The 13,843-nt window shown below is 60.7% G+C and carries 12 protein-coding genes and 3 pseudogenes; 4 read left to right on the top strand and 11 right to left on the bottom strand.

The window, feature by feature from the left end:
* Positions 1 to 23: 23 nt before the first annotated feature.
* Positions 24 to 1,283 carry a diguanylate cyclase gene (locus C8024_RS23390; protein ID WP_173205214.1) on the top strand — a complete coding sequence of 420 codons (1,260 nt, stop codon included), beginning with the start codon at positions 24 to 26 and terminating at the stop codon, positions 1,281 to 1,283.
* Positions 1,238 to 1,939: an EAL domain-containing protein gene (locus C8024_RS11385; RefSeq protein ID WP_367947298.1), complete on the top strand. Its 702-nt coding sequence runs from the start codon at positions 1,238 to 1,240 to the stop codon at positions 1,937 to 1,939. The genes C8024_RS23390 and C8024_RS11385 overlap by 46 nt, the downstream gene beginning before the upstream one ends.
* A 33-nt stretch (positions 1,940 to 1,972) precedes the next feature.
* On the opposite strand, the pseudogene C8024_RS11380 reads toward C8024_RS11385, so the two are convergent.
* From C8024_RS11380 to C8024_RS11340, 9 genes and pseudogenes are all read right to left on the bottom strand, one after another.
* Positions 1,973 to 3,657 (bottom strand): annotated as a pseudogene (locus C8024_RS11380) (error-prone DNA polymerase); the annotation flags it as partial.
* A gap of 185 nt (positions 3,658 to 3,842) precedes the next feature.
* A pseudogene (locus C8024_RS11375) lies at positions 3,843 to 5,026 on the bottom strand (error-prone DNA polymerase); the annotation flags it as partial.
* Positions 5,027 to 5,209: 183 nt separating this feature from the next.
* Positions 5,210 to 5,589, bottom strand: a pseudogene (locus C8024_RS11370) (PHP domain-containing protein); the annotation flags it as partial.
* 99 nt (positions 5,590 to 5,688) lie between these two features.
* A complete protein-coding gene (locus tag C8024_RS11365; protein WP_367947294.1) occupies positions 5,689 to 7,245 on the bottom strand; it encodes a DNA polymerase Y family protein in 1,557 nt (518 codons plus the stop codon).
* Entirely contained in the window at positions 7,133 to 7,987 is an 855-nt protein-coding gene (locus tag C8024_RS11360; protein ID WP_217272159.1) for an ImuA family protein, read from the bottom strand. The genes C8024_RS11365 and C8024_RS11360 overlap by 113 nt, the downstream gene beginning before the upstream one ends.
* A gap of 189 nt (positions 7,988 to 8,176) precedes the next feature.
* The gene (locus C8024_RS11355; RefSeq protein ID WP_173205189.1) at positions 8,177 to 8,314 is read right to left on the bottom strand and encodes a hypothetical protein; all 138 of its coding nucleotides are present in this window, start codon (positions 8,312 to 8,314) and stop codon (positions 8,177 to 8,179) included.
* Positions 8,315 to 8,397: 83 nt separating this feature from the next.
* Positions 8,398 to 8,667: a hypothetical protein gene (locus C8024_RS11350; protein ID WP_173205186.1), complete on the bottom strand. Its 270-nt coding sequence runs from the start codon at positions 8,665 to 8,667 to the stop codon at positions 8,398 to 8,400.
* Positions 8,668 to 8,735: 68 nt separating this feature from the next.
* Positions 8,736 to 9,173, bottom strand: coding sequence for a glycerophosphodiester phosphodiesterase family protein (locus tag C8024_RS11345; RefSeq protein ID WP_173205184.1), 438 nt, complete (start codon positions 9,171 to 9,173; stop codon positions 8,736 to 8,738).
* Between the two features lie 330 nt (positions 9,174 to 9,503).
* Entirely contained in the window at positions 9,504 to 9,998 is a 495-nt protein-coding gene (locus C8024_RS11340; protein WP_100093554.1) for a Dps family protein, read from the bottom strand.
* Positions 9,999 to 10,246: 248 nt separating this feature from the next.
* Between C8024_RS11340 and C8024_RS11335 the strand changes: the two genes are divergently transcribed.
* Together C8024_RS11335 and C8024_RS11330 are read left to right on the top strand one after the other, a co-directional pair.
* The gene (locus tag C8024_RS11335) at positions 10,247 to 10,984 is read left to right on the top strand and encodes a type 1 glutamine amidotransferase domain-containing protein (RefSeq protein ID WP_173205181.1); all 738 of its coding nucleotides are present in this window, start codon (positions 10,247 to 10,249) and stop codon (positions 10,982 to 10,984) included.
* Between the two features lie 16 nt (positions 10,985 to 11,000).
* On the top strand, positions 11,001 to 11,519 hold the full coding sequence (locus C8024_RS11330) for a hypothetical protein (protein ID WP_100093556.1): 519 nt from the start codon (positions 11,001 to 11,003) through the stop codon (positions 11,517 to 11,519).
* Between the two features lie 42 nt (positions 11,520 to 11,561).
* Here the strand turns inward: C8024_RS11330 and ribH are convergent, their stop codons facing one another.
* Together ribH and ribB are read right to left on the bottom strand one after the other, a co-directional pair.
* Entirely contained in the window at positions 11,562 to 11,984 is a 423-nt protein-coding gene (gene ribH, locus C8024_RS11325) for a 6,7-dimethyl-8-ribityllumazine synthase (protein ID WP_100093557.1), read from the bottom strand.
* Between the two features lie 94 nt (positions 11,985 to 12,078).
* Positions 12,079 to 13,395: a 3,4-dihydroxy-2-butanone-4-phosphate synthase gene (ribB, locus tag C8024_RS11320; RefSeq protein ID WP_173205178.1), complete on the bottom strand. Its 1,317-nt coding sequence runs from the start codon at positions 13,393 to 13,395 to the stop codon at positions 12,079 to 12,081.
* Positions 13,396 to 13,843 lie beyond the last annotated feature (448 nt).

Raw genomic sequence — 13,843 nt, 5'->3', positions numbered from 1 at the left:
GGATATGCCCGCCGCGGGAACATATGACCATTGCATCCACCTCGAGCAGTCCGGACATCGCTCCGTACGTCGCCAAAATTTACCGTCCCATGATCCGGGGGTATTTCGGGGTTGCCGCTGTCTATTATGCCGTTCTGACGCTGCTGCACTTCGGCGTGCACAGCGGGTCCGGTCTGCTGGTCATCGTCACCGCATCGTCCATCGCCAGCATGGTGCTCGCATTTTTCTGGTACGGACTGCGCAAACCCGACGCTTTTGCCGATCTGCACATTATCACGACCATCGCCAATCTGTTCATGCTGGCCAATGTCATGATCGCGATGGAAATCAAATTCGCCCAGGCCGATCTGGTCTATTTCATCATCATGGTCATGGTCTTCGCTCTGGCCTGTACCAGCATGAAGCAGGTGCTGGTCTCGATCGCCGCGGTGATAGCCGGATTATTCTACACATTGCTCAAAAACGCGCCGGAGCTTCTGGTCGACTATGCTTTCGTCACATCGGCTGCGGCGATGACCGCCATTGCCATCACTTTCTATCTTCGCCGGGCGGTCGGTCGTACCGCTCTGGCCAGATATGAAGCGGAGAACAGGCTGGAAGAGGCACAGGTGCTGAGTGAGGAAATGCGCCATCTCTCGCTGTCCGACAGTCTGACCGGCCTGCCGAACCGCCGGGCCTTTTTCGAAACCTTGCGCACGAGCAAGGGCGACAAGGGAGCGGGCTTTGCCACCTGGCTGGTCTTGCTCGACCTGGACGGATTCAAGGCGGTCAATGACGGTTACGGCCATCTGATCGGCGACGAGCTGCTGAAAGCGGTAGCCACCCGCATGCAGGACTATTGCGGTGCCAAGGCGCATCTCAGCCGCATGGGCGGTGACGAGTTCAACATCATCCTGCCCAACAGCGCCGAACCGTGCATCGTCGAGGCCTGGTGCCGGGGGCTGTTGGAATATATTGCCCGGGTCTATCTGATCGAGGATCGTCTGGTCCAGATCTCCGCATCCATCGGCTGTCACCAGATTGACCCGGTGGCAGGCGACGCGCAGCTTATCCGCGATACCGACTATGCGTTGCTGCACGCGAAGAAACAGGGCAAGAACCGGGTGGTTGTCTTCTGCGAGGAACATGCCGCAGTGGCCGCCGAACGGTTCCGGATCGAGCAAGCCCTGCGCGTGGCCGACTTCGACACCGAAATCGACCTGCTGTTCCAGCCGCAGTTCGATCTCGGCAAAACAGGATTGTCCGGGCGGAGGCGCTTGCCCGCTGGAAAAGCCCGGTCATAGGCGAGATCATGCCGACGCGATTCATCGAGGTTGCCGAGGAAAGCGGCCTGATTGCCAATATCACCCTGGCTGTCCTGAAACAGGCGATTGCGGCCCTGAAAAGCTGGAAGGACCCGATCCCGCTTTCGATCAACCTGTCGGGCCATGATCTTATCTCCGATCAGATCATCAGCCAGATTATCGCGCAGGTCCAGGCCAGCGAACTGGATCCGGCCCTGCTTGAATTCGAGGTCACTGAAACGGCGATGATGGCGGACACGCACAAGGCGAGCAGCAACATGTTGCGGCTGGCGGCGCTGGGTCACCCGCTGGCGCTCGATGATTTCGGCACCGGCTATTCCAATTTCAGCTATTTGCGGACGCTGCCGATCAGCAAGCTGAAGGTGGACCGTTCCTTCATGAAGGACGTCTCGGACCCGATGACCGAGAAAATTCTCCATTCGCTGGTGGGCATGGCCAGAACGCTTGGAGTAGACTGTCTCCTTGAAGGGGTCGAGGATGAAATCCAGCTGGTCCTTGCCAAGCGGGTTGGCACGCATATGGTGCAGGGCTATCTGTTCGGAATACCGATGACCGACGGGGAATTGCTCACCAGTCTTGCAGGGCAGGACGCGGTGGCTGAAGACGTTGTCGCGCTGGATGCGGTCAACGGCTGATCCGCCCGCGCGGCAAAGGATGTCTTCCGCCGGTCAATGAAAATCCCGCGACTTGGGTAATATCCGGACATTGCGCGGATGGCCGTGGCGCGGATAGGCAGGCTGCGGTCCTGTCGCCTGTTCGTCCTGCCGCGCCGCCCAGCGGTCCTCGTTGCGATAGATGGGCCGCTTGACCTCGTCGGCGCGGGATAGCGGCATGTCCGGCCGGTCGCGGTCACTTATATCGTCCAGCATGAAGGTATAATCCTCCACTCGGCTGGTCATCAAATGAGTCACGCCCTCGACGCTGCGCTGGACCTCGCCGGTGGCGAGCATCAGCCGGGCCGCCATCACCGGACGGCGCATTTTCTCGAACCGGCTGGCCCAGAGCAGCAGGTTGGCGACCCCGCTTTCGTCCTCCAGCGTGATGAACACCGCATTGCCCTTGCCGGGCCGCTGGCGGATCAGCACGACGCCGGCGACCTTTGCCTGCGACCCGTTTTGGCCCGCGCCAGTTCCGCGCAGCTGAGCACGCCCAAGTCCCGCAAGCGTTCGCGCAGAAATTCCATCGGATGGCCTTTCAGCGACAGGCGGACGCTTTGATAGTCGGCGACGACATGTTCGCCCTTGGTCATCGCGGGCAGACGGGGGTCCGCTTCCTGTCCCAGTTCCTTCGCCTGTGCGGCCTCGAACAGCGGCAATGTATTGACCGGAGTCCGGCGCACTTCCCACAAGGCCTGTCGCCGGTCCAGCCCCAGCGAGCGGCAGGCATCGGCATCGGCGAGCAGACGCAGCGCGCGGGCGGGGAGGTTGGCCTTATGGGCGAGTTCTTCGATAGTCTTAAAGGGCCGCGCGGCGAGGATTTGTTGCGCCCAGGTTTCACGGAAACCGTCGATCTGGCGCAAGCCGATGCGGAGGGAGGGGGATGGCGTGGAACGCCGTTCGTCCTGAGCCTGTCGAAGGACGCCTCCGCACACGCTGTCCAGGGGCTTCGACAAGCTCAGCCCGAACGGATCTTTTGAAACCCCCTGCTCCTCGACCTCCACCCGATTGTCCCACTCGCTAAAATTTACATCCGGCTCCCGCACCTCCACCCCGTGCTCGCGTGCATCCCTCACAAGCTGAGCCGGCGCATAAAATCCCATCGGCTGCGAATTGAGCAAAGCCGCCGCGAACACCGCCGGATGGTGGCATTTGATCCAGCTCGACACATAGACCAGCCGGGCAAAGCTGATCGCGTGGCTTTCGGGAAAGCCGTAGCTGCCGAAACCCTGGATCTGCTTGTAACAGCGCTCGGCGAAGTCCCGTTCATAGCCCTTTGCGGCCATGCCCTCGACCATCTTCGCCTCGAAATGGTGGATCGTGCCGACATTGCGAAAGGTCGCCATCGCCCGGCGCAGCTTGTTGGCGTCACCCGGAGAGAAATCGGCGGCGACGATCGCCAGTTTCATCGCCTGTTCCTGAAACAGCGGCACGCCGAAGGTCCGGCCGAGCACGGATTTCAACTCGTCCGGATCATGCGGCGGGGCGGGCGAGGGCAGGGTGACCTTCTCCATGCCGGAACGCCGCCGCAGATAGGGATGCACCATATCGCCCTCGATCGGTCCGGGGCGGACAATCGCCACCTGGATCACCAGATCATAAAATTCGCGCGGTTTCAGCCGCGGCAGCATGTTGATCTGGGCCCGGCTCTCGACCTGGAACACCCCGATACTGTCGCCCTTGCACAGCATGTCATAGGTTGTCGGGTCTTCGTGCGGTACATTCTGGAGGCTCCATTTTTCCTCCCCGAAGCGCAGCTTTGGGGAGGTGGCGCGCTGAAGGCGTGACGGAGGGGCATCTGGTTGAAGCCGGGACCCTCCACCACGCTTCGCGTGGTCCCCCTCCCCGAAGCTGGCGCTTCAGGGAGGATGTTGATGCTCTCCAGCATATCGAACGCTTTGCGGATGCAGGTCAGCATGCCGAGCGCCAATATATCGACCTTCATCAGGCCAAGCGTGTCGATATCATCCTTGTCCCACTCGATGAACGTACGGTCATCCATCGCGGCATTGTGGATCGGGACGGTCTCGTCGAGCCGGTCCTGGGTCAGCACAAAGCCGCCGACATGCTGCGACAGGTGGCGGGGAAATTGCAGGATCTGCTGCACCAGATCGCCGAGCCGCCGGATTTCCGGATTGTCCGGGTCGAGGCCGGTCTCGGCAAAGCGCTTGTCAGGCTGTTTGCCGCCGTGGCTGCCCCAGACGGTGCTCGACAGGCGGCTGGTAATATCCTCCGACAGGCCGAGCGCCTTGCCGACCTCGCGGATCGCGCTGCGCGAGCGATAGTGGATCACCGTCGCGGCAATCCCGGCGCGGTGGCGGCCATAGCGGGCATAGATATATTGGATCACTTCCTCGCGCCGTTCATGTTCGAAATCGACGTCGATATCCGGCGGCTCGCGGCGCTCCTCGGAGATGAAGCGCGAGAAGAGCAGGTCATGTTCCATCGGATCGGCCGAGGTGATGCCGAGCAGGTAGCAGACCGCGCTGTTCGCCGCCGACCCGCGGCCCTGGCAGAGTATGCCCTGGTCCTGGGCAAATTTCACAATATCGTGGACGGTCAGGAAATAGGGCGCATATTCCATTTTCGCGATGAGCCGCAATTCCTCCTCGACCTTGGCGCGCAACCGTTCGGGCAGTGTCTCGCCATGCCGCTCATGGGCGGCGGACCAGGTGAGATGTTCCAGCCAGTCTTGCGGCGTCCATCCTTTGGGCACCGGTTCGTCGGGATAATGGTAGCTCAGTTCGTCGAGCGTGAAGGTGATCAAGCTCAGCAGTTTCTGCGTTTCGGCCAGCGCCTCCGGATGGTCGCGAAACAGGCGCGCCATTTCTGCGGGGGGCTTGAGAAAGCGCTCGGCATTGGCGGCAAGCAGGCGGCCGGCTTTGGGAATCGTGGTCTTCTCGGCGATGCAGGTCAGGATGTCGTGGAGCGGACGCTGTTCGGGCGTCGCATAGAGCGGGTTATTGGTCGCCAGAAGCGGGATGCCGGTCGTTTGGAGAGACCGTGCAGCCTGGCGAGATGACGCTTGTCGGGGCCGGAGCGGGGCATGGCGGCGCCGAGCCAGATATGGGGGGTGCAGGAGTGGAGGTTCGTAATAAGCCCCTCCCTTTTAAGGGAGGGGGAAGGGGTGGGATATGAGGAAGCTGGCTCGATGCCAGCTTCTGAATTTCTTTGACGGACTTCCCCACCCCAACCCCTCCCCTGAAGGGGAGGGGCTAAAATAATCAGCGCCCAATCCTCGCTGCACCATTCCAGCAAATCCGCCGCATATAAAAACATGCCCCTTTCTCCGCGCGCAAATTGCCGGTCGAGAGCAGCCGCGTCAGCCGCCCCCAGCCGCGCCGGTTGCGGGGATAGACAATCACCTCCGGCGTCTCGTCGGCAAAGACCAGCCGCGACCCGACGATCAGCCTGAAGTCCGGCAGCGTCAGCCCCTCTTCCGCCGCATCCTCGCGCGCCCGGCGCAGGGCGGCATGGGCCCGCACGACACCGGCGACGCTGTTGCGGTCGGCGATACCGATACCGGTCATGCCGAGAGACATTGCCTGTATCACCATGTCGGCGGGGGAGGAGGCGCCGCGCAGAAAGCTGTAATGGGTGGAGGCCGCGAGTTCGGCGAATATCGTCATTGCGAGGAGCCGAAGGCGACGCGGCAATCCAGAGCCTCTGAACGCCGCACTGGATTGCTTCGCTGCGCTCGCAATGACGCGATCTCTATCCGTCCGATTTTACGCAAACAGCCCATGCACATACCAGTCCGGGTTCGCTTTCTCCTCGCCATAAAGCCCGTGCCGGAACAGCCAGTAGCGCCGGCCACGGGCGTCCTCGACGCGATAATAGTCGCGGGTCAGGCCGCCTTTGCCCGGCTGCTGTCCGTCCTTGCGCTGCCACCATTCCGAGGCGATGCGTTCGGGCCCTTCATAGCGCATCACCTGGTGGCTCTTGCGCCGCCAGGTGAAGCGATAGGGAGGGCCGTCGGGGACTTCGGCGATCACCTGCACGCGCTGCGGCGGGTCGAACATGTGCAGCGGCCGCATCGGCGGATTGTCGGGAGACTGCCGCTGCCACGGCACCGGCGGCGGGGCGTTGAGCGCGGGCAGGGCGAGCAGGCCCTGTTCGGGAATATGGCTGTCGGCGGCGGAAAATTTCTGCACCCGGTCGCGACCCATTCTGGTGCTGAGCTGGCTGACCAGGGCGACCTCATCGCCGCGCCGGTCCTCTCCGCCCTCGAGCCGCAACTGCTGCGGCGCCAGCACCTCCGACGCGACAACGCTCAGCCGGATCAGATCATAGCCGAAACCGGGGTTGAGTTCGTCGTTGAGCGCCTCGATTCGTTCGCGCAGCAGGCGTTTGAAAAGGGCTGTATCGCGGGTCGGCGCGCCGGTTTCCAGCCCGAGCCGCGCGATATCGCCATCGCAGCGGAACAGCATCATCCGGATCATCCGCGCGCCCTGGCCGCGCTCGTTGAGCCGCTCGGAGGCTTCGGCAAATAATTCCGACAGGCAGGTGAGCGCGCCGTCGATATGGGTGAGCGGTTCGGCAAAGCGGCGTTCGGTGACGACATTGCCGATCCGGCGCAGCGGGTCGATCGGCCGGTCTTCCATTCCGAGAATCCGGTCCAGCCGGACCGTCAGTTCCATCCCGAACCGCGCCGCCAGATTGGCACGCGGCCGTTCGGCCAGATCGCCAATATGATAGAGCCCGGCCCGTTCCAGCGACTGGTGGGTCTTTGCGTCCATGGCCAGCGCGCTCACCGGCAGCTGGGCTTCGGCGCCTTCCTTCAGGCCATGCCGCGCCAGCGCCAGCGCGGCATCTGCCGTTCCGGCCAAGGCCCAGCAGGCGCTATAGCCCGCAGCGTCGATCCGGTCCTCGGCATCCTGCGCCAGCTTTTCCTCATTGCCGTGCAGATGCGCCGCGCCGGTGATATCGAGGATCAAAGCATAAGGCGGCTCGACCGCCACCATCGGCGTATAGCGCTCGCAGGCTTCCGCCAGCCGCGACAGCAGGTCCGCGTCGGCCAGCGGCTGATGGTCAAAGGCAAGCAGATCCGGCACCCGCGCCCGCGCGTCGGCGAGCTTCATGCCCGGTCCCAGCCCCAGCGAAACGGCCTGCCGATCCGCCGCCATGATCACCATCGCGCCGCGGATTTTCTCGGTCAGCGCAAAGGGATGGTCAGGCGGCCCGTGTGCCTTGATGATCCGCTCGGACGGCAGCCAGGGCAGGGACAGCGCCAGTGTCCGGCGCTCTCTGCTCGCTCTGCTGCTCGCGGAAGATTTGATTCTCACGGTTCCACTCCAGTCGGGCGCTCAGCCCGTAAAGACCGCTGCGATGACGCAGCAATTTGATATCGAAAGCAGGATGACCCGGAGCATTGGCCTCCAGCGCGAGCGAAGGGGCGGCAGCCACTGACCAGCGGCTGAAAGCAGCGGTCGGCAGGGGATTGTCCGGATCACTGCCGGAGCGCAGGACCAGACTGAGCACGCCGGACTTTTGCGCCGACAGTGACAGGCGGCGGGTGGCGGTCATGTCGAGACCTTTGGGCTTTTTGCCCGACAGTTCGATAATCACCGCCGCCATCGCCGAAGACCGCACGCCGTCGGCTGCCGCGCGCAGCGCCGCGATGCTGTCCGGCGCATCGACATGGATGATGCTGTCGGGATCAATCCCCAGTTCCGCCAGCCCCGGCGGATAGAGCCGGCCCTGCCGCCGGGCTTCGCCGCTTTCGCTGATCCACAATATCGGTCGTTCCTCCTGATCCAGCTTCCGGCACCGCTGGGCCATCAGCAGCGCCATCGCCGCGGCGCTGGTCCGGTCATCCTTGCTCTCCGCATGCAGTTCATGCAGCGCCGCCCGCGGCAGGCCATCAGCCCCCGCATTGCCGCGCAAGGCGCTATCAATCGTCTCGACTCCGAAGCCGAAATACGTGGGCGCACCGTCATCTTCCGCTGTCCTGACACCCGACGCCGCCAATATCTTGGCGAGCCGGGCCCGCAAGACAGAGGCTTTCGCCGGTGTTGCCGGCGGCACAGCAGAGGGGTTGTCCGGGGGAGGCCCAAGAGCCTGACCCGAATCCGAATCGATATTGTTCATGATTTGTTCTAATTTAGAGAAGAACGGGACGGGGTCAAGCAGACTCCTTATTCCCGCTGATCAGACTATGCCTCTTGCGGATTATCCGCCGACAGACAAGATCATCGCCGCGTGGCCGATCGCCGCTCAGTCCGAGGCCCACGCCCGATAGCCGGTTGGCTTGTCCGTCAAAATGCCGTCAAAGCTGCCCGCTTCGAATGTCGACCATTGCTTCGCCGCATTCAATGTCCAGGGAATGACCGTCAGATCGCCACTGTCCTGCATGATATGGCGCTGAAATCCGCGGCGAAAGGGCAGGCTGGAGGCCTGGTCAAAATGCGGAATGAAAATGTCGATATCATTGTCATTCAGCCAGCCACGGACTTCCTCATAATCCGGGGTCCAGCAAAATCATAGCATTGGTTGCCGGTCACCAGTGCGGGGATCGTCATGGCAAAGGGGTTATAGTAGCCCTTGTACAGCAAACCGAATTCAAAAGGCTCGTCGGGCCGTTTCTGCTTGCGCAATTCCAGCAGCAGGCCACGACTGAACGTGTTGAACTGGATATTGGTTACCTCGGGAAAGCGTCGCAACAGCCGATAGACACTGCGCACGACTTCGGCATCGGGATAATGCATCTTGCCGATATCCAGCCCCTCATGCAGCGGGTTGTTTTCGATCAGTTCGTCCCAGACCTTGATTTCGATCAGCAGCTTTTGCTTTGGTCCGTGTTGCGGTAGATTTCCAGAAAATGATCCAGCGTGGCGATCCGGTATCGGGCGTTGACCTTGTGATTGATGCAATCGAGAGCAGCCAGAGTCTCAACCGTTTGTTGGGCGACGATGAGGCGGGTTTTGTCCCCCTTGGCAAAACAGTTATAGTCGGACAGCACCGGATCGTGATGCAGAATGATGCGGCTATCCCGCACCATATGCACATCCATCTCGATTGCCTCGACATCCATTGCGAGCGAGGCGCGGAAGCCTTCTTCGGCATTTTCAGGATATTCCAAGCCGGCGGTTTTGTGACTGATAAGCAGGTCGGTGGCGGTCTGTTTGCTGGCATAGCCGGGATCGGGTTTCATAATGAAATAGGTGCCCGCGCCGAGCAACAATAATATTGCCAATAAAACCAGTCGTCTCATTCCTCCGCTCCCCCCGGATAGGAGCGACCATATTCTTCATTTGGTCAAGCTTGCAAGTCTGCGCCCGGGTTGGGGGGCGACCAAAGGGCCGGAACATGCCAGTTTGAGGATCATAAACCCCCTTCTGCCAAGGCAGAAGCGGGCAAGTCGCACTTGGCAACCCTGTAACCGGTCTAGAAAAAGCCCGTCACCGCGGCCAGCGCCACGACCGCCAATGCGGTCGACAGGCCCAGCACGATGATCATGTGGCGAGTGGTAAAGCCTGGCGGGCTCTGGTTTTGTCCAATTGTTTCTTCATAGTTTTTCCTGAATTTTAATGGCGGACGCGGGCTACATGCTGGCCGACAGCATCCACGACGATTCTTCCAGCACTCCGATCCGCGCAGTCAGCAGATCCGCCGTAAAAACATCGTCTGCCTCTTCGGCGGTCTTGACGAATTCGCGCATCTGGTCGGCCACGGTGAGCGTGTCGTCCGAAAGCTGTTTGAGCATGGATTCGACATCGCCATATTTTACCTGGTCCTTGATCGCGCTATTCTCGATATAGGTGGACAGGCCAACCGGCGTTTTTGCGCCAAGCGCCCGGATCCGTTCAGCGATTTCGTCAATCGACGCGGCCAGATCTTCATATTGGGCTTCAGTCAGCTTGTGGACGCCGTGAAATTGCGGGCCGGTGACGTTCCAGTGCACCGCCTGCGTCTTCTGGTACAGCACATAGGTAGAGGCCAAAGCTTCGCCCAGCTTCTCTGCCATGGTGGCACGATCCGCCTTTTTGATGTCGCTTTTCATCTCGCGAAGTTCTGCAGATTTGATTGTTGCGGTCATTGTTATAATCTTCCTTTCATTCTGGTGCGCTCGACGAACGGGCGGAGCGCGGTTCCTGACCATGATTACGCCCTGCCTCCCGATTGGTTCCGTTTAACCGATGGAAAGATCGGCAAAAACCTGCCTATCGATAGCCGCCGAGAGCGGGGGCGACAGAAACAGCCCGGGAAGCGCCGGTGAAAAACGGGGAACCAATCCGCTTTCCGTTGCGTAGACCTGTCATAACCCCCAACGAAAGGACGACAGAAATGACGAACATTTCAAACGCAAAAATAGCCATATTGGCCACCGACGGCTTTGAAAAATCGGAGCTTTTCGAACCGAGAAAACAGCTCGCCGACGCCGGCGCGGATGTCACCATCGTGTCGCTGGAAAGCGGCTCGATCAAAAGCTGGGATGAAAAGGACTGGGGCGAGAGCATCGACGTCGATATCACCGTCGATAATGCCAAAGAAAGCGATTTTGACGCGCTGGTCCTGCCCGGCGGACAGATGAACCCGGACATATTACGGGTCGAGGACAAGGTCATCGACTTTGTGCAGGCCTTTTTCAATGCCGGCAAGCCGATAGCCGCGATCTGCCACGCGCCATGGCTGCTGATCGAGGCGGATCTGGTGCAGGGCCGCAATGTTACCGGCTATCCCTCGATCAAGACCGACCTGATCAACGCCGGCGCGAAATTTGAAGACAGCGAAGTGGTGGTCGACAACGGCCTGATCACCTCGCGCGATCCCGGCGATCTCGACGCATTTTGCGCCAAGATTATCGAGGAAGTCAAAGAAGGTATCCACAAGCGTACGAAAAAGCGGCCTGATGGTCGGGTAGCGAGGCGTTCGGGCCGGCTCTTTCCGGGCCGGCCTGTAGCGGCAAATAACGGCAGATTTGCCTTTTATCCTGCCTCTGCGTCGACTCGCCTCAATAACCTTAACAAAAGGGACCGTCGCTTTTTAGCCAGCATTTCGTATGGAAAAATGCCATTTTTGTAACCCCAAGGAGTAATATATGAAGAATTTTCTGACCCTCGTGACCGGCGCTGCATTGCTCGCGGCGACCCCGGCCCTGGCGCAAGAAGCAGCTCCCGCTGTCGACGTCCAGGCCGGCATGAAGGTATTCGGGCCCAATGGCGGGCCAGTGGGTACGGTGGAATCCGTGGCCGGTGGTGCCGTTGTCGTGGATACCGGTACCAACAAGGCGGCGCTTTCGCCGGACGCATTTGCCAAGGCTGAAAATGGCGTTTCGATCACCATGACCAAGGTTGATCTCGACGCGGCGGTGGAAAAAGCCGCGGCCGATGCCAGGGCCCAGCTGCTCGCTGCGCTGACCCCGGGCACAGAAGTGAAAACCGTAACCGGTGCTGCCGTCATCGGTACCATTCAGGAAAATGACGCCGAATATGTGACTGTCGACCATGAAGGCGTGCCGGTCAAACTGCCGGTCGAAGCCTTCATGGCCCAGGCCGACGGTGTTTCGATCACGATGACCGAAGACCAGTTCAAAGCCGCGCTTTCCGGTACCCAGTAAGCCAATCGCCCTGGCGGCGGCAGGACAGGGTTCCTGCCGCTGCTAGGAGCTGAATTTCAATCCCAGCTCGTACATGGCGATCGCCGCCTGGGCCGCTTCGCCGCCCTTGTTCTTCCGCGTCTTGTCCGCGCGGGCCAGCGCCTGCTCTTCATTTTCCGTCGTGATGATGCCGTTGCCGACCGCTGCGCCATCCATGGTCAATGCCATGATCCCGCGCGCGCTTTCACCGGCGACAATCTCGAAATGATAGGTCTCGCCGCGGATCACCACGCCGATCGCGACAAAGCCGTCATATTGTTCGCTGTCGATCGCCATCGAAATCGCGCCGGGAATTTCCAGCGCGCCGGGCACGGTGATGACCTCATGCTCGTGCCCCGCCGCCTTCAGCGCATCGGTCGCGCCTTCGATCAGCATGTCGTTGAGATGGTCGTAGAACCGCGCTTCGACGATCAGGAATTTTGCCATTTTATGTCTCTTTCAATTCGTCATCCTGAACTTGTTTCAGGATCTGGTGGATATTCGATGGAGGTCCTGAAACGAGTTCAGGATGACGAGCTTGTCAGGCCGTCTCCAACTGCTCGCTATTTGCACCGGCCTGCTTGCCCGGCACCGCGCGCTGGCCGACAATCCGCAGGCCATAAGCATCCAGCCCGACCAGATCATGGCTGGTGTTGGTCAGCAATTCCATATCATGGACGCCAAGCTCGCTGAGGATCTGCGCGCCGACGCCATAGTCGCGCTGCTGGTCCATCGGTGGCGGCTTGCCGCCTGCCAGGCTGCGGACCTGCTGAGAGAAAAAGTCGGGCTGGCGCGGATTGATGAACACGATCACGCCGGCCCCTTCCTCGCCAATGATCCTCATGGATTCCTCGATCATGCTGGGGCGGCCGTTGTCCTGCGCAAACAGGTCAGGGAACATCGTCGTGGCATGCATCCGCACCAGAGTCGGTTTGTCGGGGTCGACATGGCCCTTCTGCAGCACGATCTGCTCGCTCTCGGTCGCCATATTATAATAGGTAATGGCCGTCCATTCCCCGCCCCAGCGGCTGGTGAAACGGGCTTCTGCCCGGCGTTCGGTCAGATGGTCGTGGCGCAGGCGATAGGCAATCAGGTCCCGGATCGTGCCGATCTTCATGCCATGATGCTGGGCGAATTCGATCAGATCATCAAGCCGCGCCATCTCGCCGTCATCCTTCATGATCTCGCAGATCACGCCGGCCGGGTTCAGGCCGGCAAGCCGGGAGACATCGACCGCCGCTTCGGTGTGACCGGCACGGACCAGAACGCCGCCGTTGCGGGCCTGCAGCGGGAAGATATGGCCGGGGGTGACAATCTCTTCCTTGCCCTTGGTCCGGTCGATCGCGACAGCAACCGTGCGCGCGCGGTCGGCGGCGCTGATCCCGGTGGTGACACCGTCGCGCGCCTCGATCGAGATGGTGAAGGCGGTTTCATAAGCGCCGCGATTATTCTGGCTCATCATGTCGAGGCCCAGTTCCTCGACCCGGTCCCGCGTCATCGCCAGACAGATCAGCCCGCGACCATATTTGGCCATGAAGTTGATCGCGTCGGGCGTCGCCATCTGCGCCGGAATGATCAGATCGCCCTCGTTCTCGCGGTCCTCGTCATCGACCAGGATATACATCCGCCCGTTGCGCGCTTCGTTGATAATCTCTTCGGCGCTCGCCATTACCCCGCTGCCACCGCGCGCCAGATAGGTCTCCAGCTTGCCGAGCGTTTCCGCCGTCGGGTTCCAGTCATCCTGACCCAGGCTGCGCAGGCTATTGGCATGGAGGCCGGCAGCACGGGCGAGGCCAGCGCGGGTTTCTTCGCCGGAATCGATCAGTTCGATCAGTTGCTCGATCAGGATTTTGCTCATGGACTCGGCCTTTCAATGTGATGTTGCGAATCGACTATCACATTGTAATGTGACGGGTCTAGGGTAAATATCACATTGGGGTCACATGATGTGTTGCCGGCCGGGAAATTATATTTCAAACTTTACACACTTTACAGGGTTATAGAATTGAAAATCTGCTGGTTGATAAAAGCGGTCATTGGAGTGGTTTTGGCGCGGATTTGCAGGTGTTTGGGTCATAGTCGTATGTTAGCATTGGTGGCGTGATGTAGGAAAGAGCGGCTTGCGGATGAGGGGGCAGAGTGTTCGCACCCCGGCTTCAAATAGCACTATCGTCATTGCGAGCGCAGCGAAGCAATGCAGAGCGGCGCGCACGGCCCTGGATTGCCGCGTCGCTCCGCTCCTCGCAATGACGACTCTCTTTACTTCAGGAGGAACGCCATTTTTTAGCCCCTCCTTTTAAAGGAGG

Origin of the sequence: Sphingopyxis sp. BSNA05 (assembly GCF_013265645.1) — a bacterium.
Taxonomy (GTDB): Bacteria; Pseudomonadota; Alphaproteobacteria; order Sphingomonadales; family Sphingomonadaceae; genus Parasphingorhabdus.
The sequence above is the reverse complement of the archived record's forward strand: the minus strand, read 5'-3'. Positions and strand labels throughout refer to the sequence as shown.